The sequence below is a fragment of the Streptomyces solincola genome, assembly GCF_002982015.1.
Taxonomy (GTDB): Bacteria; Actinomycetota; Actinomycetes; order Streptomycetales; family Streptomycetaceae; genus Streptomyces; species Streptomyces solincola.
In genome coordinates this window covers 1-2,444 of sequence record NZ_PVLV01000615.1, presented here as the reverse complement: position 1 = coordinate 2,444, position 2,444 = coordinate 1, and the positions used below count along the sequence as shown (strand labels likewise).

Here is a 2,444-nt window from a genome sequence, read left to right as displayed (position 1 = left end):
CGTCCACACCCGCCTCCCCCCACCCGCACCGACCTCCGGTGACCTGCCCTGAACGAGTTCGCGAGCACCCCTCTCGGTCATGTAATGTTCCCGGCGGAGGATTCGCCTAGAGGCCTAGGGCGCACGCTTGGAAAGCGTGTTGGGGGCAACCCCTCACGAGTTCGAATCTCGTATCCTCCGCCAGTGCCTCACCGGGCACGATGTCGAAGGGCCCCACCGTCCGCGGTGGGGCCCTTCGACATGTACGGAGACGACGTGTACGGAGACGACGTGCACGGAAGCGGTCAGACCAGGGTGACCGTGCGGTGGCCGCCGTTGCGGGTGTTCCAGTGGCGGTAGACGTCGACGGCGGCGTCCTGGGGGGCGTGGCGCATGGGGAGGCGGCGCTCCTGCCAGGGCTTGGCGAACTCGTCGTAGAAGGTGGAGAGCTCGAAGTAGCGGCGGTCGTCGACGTAGTACGGCTCGTAGGCGTCCCGTTCGGTGAGGAAGACGACCTCGTCGGGGCTGCAGTAGTAAAGGGCGCCCAGGCACATCGGGCAGGGCTGGGCCAGGACGTAGGCGGTGCAGCCGGTGAGCTGCTCGGTGCCGAGCCTGGTGCACGCCTCGCGGATGGCGAGGACCTCGGCGTGCGCGGTCGGGTCGTGGGTCTGCGCCACCCGGTTCGCGCTCTCCGCGATGACGGCGCCGTCGCGGACGATGACGGTCGCGAACGGACGGCCGCCCTCGTCGACGTTGGCGCGGGCGAGGTCGATGGTGCGCTGGGCGAAGTCCACGGGGTGCACAGGGCCTCCTCGGGTGGTGCGGTGACTCGCGGGGGCCCGCTCCCCGGGCGCCGTCGGCGCGGAGGGAGCAGGCCTCCCGGCGGGTACCCGGTCCGGCCCTGAACAGCCCCCGACCAGCCCTGATCCTGACTCTGGTCCTGGTCCTGGTCCTGGTCCTGACCAGACGGAATCGGGTCAGGCGTCAGGCGACGGAGAGGGAGATCTCGGTGGACTTGATCAGGGCGACGACCGGGGAGCCGGCGGCCAGGCCCAGGTCCTGGACGGCGTCCTTGGTGACCGCCGCGGTCAGTTCCGCGCCGTCCACGTCCACCTTGACGCTGCCCATCGCGCCGCCGGTGACGACCTCGGTCACCGTGCCGGCGATCTGGTTGCGGATCGAGACGCCGTCCACCCGGGCGGTCGCCAGGGCCACCTCGGTCGACTTGACCAGGGCCTTCACCGAGGAGCCCTCGGCCAGGCCGAGGTCCTTGACGGCGTCGGTGGTGATGGCGGCGGTGATGTCCTGGCCGCCCACCAGACGCACGCTCACCGCGGACATGGCCTCGCCGGCGGTGATGGACGAGACGGTGCCGGAGATCTGGTTGCGGATGCTCAGGGTCATGGGTGATGCCTCATTCGTTCACTTGGGAAACTCGGAAAGCTCGGAGAACTCGGGAGAGTTCGGGGAGCCAGGCCGACGTGGATGCGGTCCCTACGGGTCGGGACGCTAGCCATTCCCGGCGAACCGCGCAGAACGGTCATCGCGAGTGCGAGGCGGGGGTGGGTGATCACCTCGCAGGAGCGGATGCGGGGCCCGCGAGGGGTGTGAGCGGGGCGGTCAGACGGTGGCGTCGAGGTCGTCGGCGTAGTGCTCGATGGCCCTGCGGTACGTGCGTACCGACGGGTCCTCGCTGGTCTCGGCGAGCGTCTTCAGCAGCAGTGCGGCGGCCTCGCGGTGGGCGCCCGTGTTGTGCAGCGCCATCGCCAGGAAGGCCCGGAGCGCACCGTCGGCGGGGTAACGCTCCACGCCCTGGCGAAGGGTGGCCACGGCCTCCTCGTAGCGGCCGAGGACGCGGTACGTGCTGCCCAGTCCGAGCAGCGCGCCGCGCCGCGAATCCTCCGGCAGGTCCGCCCCGCGCAGACAGTGCTCGTAGTACGGCACCGCCTCCGCCTCCAGGCCCAGCCGGTCGTGGACGCAGGCGGCGCGGTACGCGGTCTGGGCGTCGTCCGGGTACGCAGCGGCGAGCGCCACCAGCAGCTCCCGGGCCTCCTCGAAGCGGCCGTCGGCGTACCGGCGGGCCGCCTCGGCCAGGCCCTCCGGCAGATGCTTCAGCAGACGCTCCGGCAGGCGCTCCGCTGGTGACTGCGGCAGGGGGTGCGGTTGATCGGTCATCGTCGATCCCCTCCCGGGAGGCTGCGGTGGCGGGGGGCCGGTCGTCGGGCCTCGGTGGCCTGGCGGCGGCGTAGGGCGTGGGTCGGGTCGGGTCGGGTCGAGTCCGGTCAGTCCTCGGTGGCGGGCCGGCGGCGGCGTACGGCGTATACCGCTCCGGCACCCGCGACCAGCGCCGCGCCGCCGGCGAGCGCGATGGCCGGGACGGCGGAGGAGGGGGCGGTGGGCGGCGAGGGTGGCGCCGGGGGGGGCGGTGGCGACGGGCGTCGGCGAGACGGTCACCGGGGACAGCG

General features: G+C 72.3%; 3 protein-coding genes and 1 tRNA gene. 1 reads left to right on the top strand and 3 read right to left on the bottom strand.

Going from position 1 to position 2,444, the window contains the following annotated elements; genetic code table 11:
- The first annotated feature begins 95 nt into the window (after positions 1-95).
- Positions 96-183 (top strand) — tRNA-Ser (locus C6N75_RS28245).
- A gap of 101 nt (positions 184-284) precedes the next feature.
- Here C6N75_RS28245 and C6N75_RS28240 read toward each other — a convergent pair.
- The 3 genes from C6N75_RS28240 to C6N75_RS28230 all read right to left on the bottom strand — a co-directional run bounded on the left by C6N75_RS28240 (position 285) and on the right by C6N75_RS28230 (position 2,154).
- Positions 285-773: a nucleoside deaminase gene (locus C6N75_RS28240; protein ID WP_105871692.1), complete on the bottom strand. Its 489-nt coding sequence runs from the start codon at positions 771-773 to the stop codon at positions 285-287.
- Between the two features lie 190 nt (positions 774-963).
- Positions 964-1,383, bottom strand: coding sequence for a TOBE domain-containing protein (locus C6N75_RS28235; RefSeq protein ID WP_105871691.1), 420 nt, complete (start codon positions 1,381-1,383; stop codon positions 964-966).
- A gap of 216 nt (positions 1,384-1,599) precedes the next feature.
- Entirely contained in the window at positions 1,600-2,154 is a 555-nt protein-coding gene (locus tag C6N75_RS28230) for a tetratricopeptide repeat protein (RefSeq protein WP_105871690.1), read from the bottom strand.
- Positions 2,155-2,444: the final 290 nt, after the last annotated feature.

Excerpts from the sequence above, each read along its gene's own strand:
- C6N75_RS28235 (WP_105871691.1), bottom strand. The coding sequence starts at position 1,383 with ATGACCCTGAGCATCCGCAACCAGATCTCCGGCACCGTCTCGTCCATC.
- C6N75_RS28230 (WP_105871690.1), bottom strand. The coding sequence starts at position 2,154 with ATGACCGATCAACCGCACCCCCTGCCGCAGTCACCAGCGGAGCGCCTG.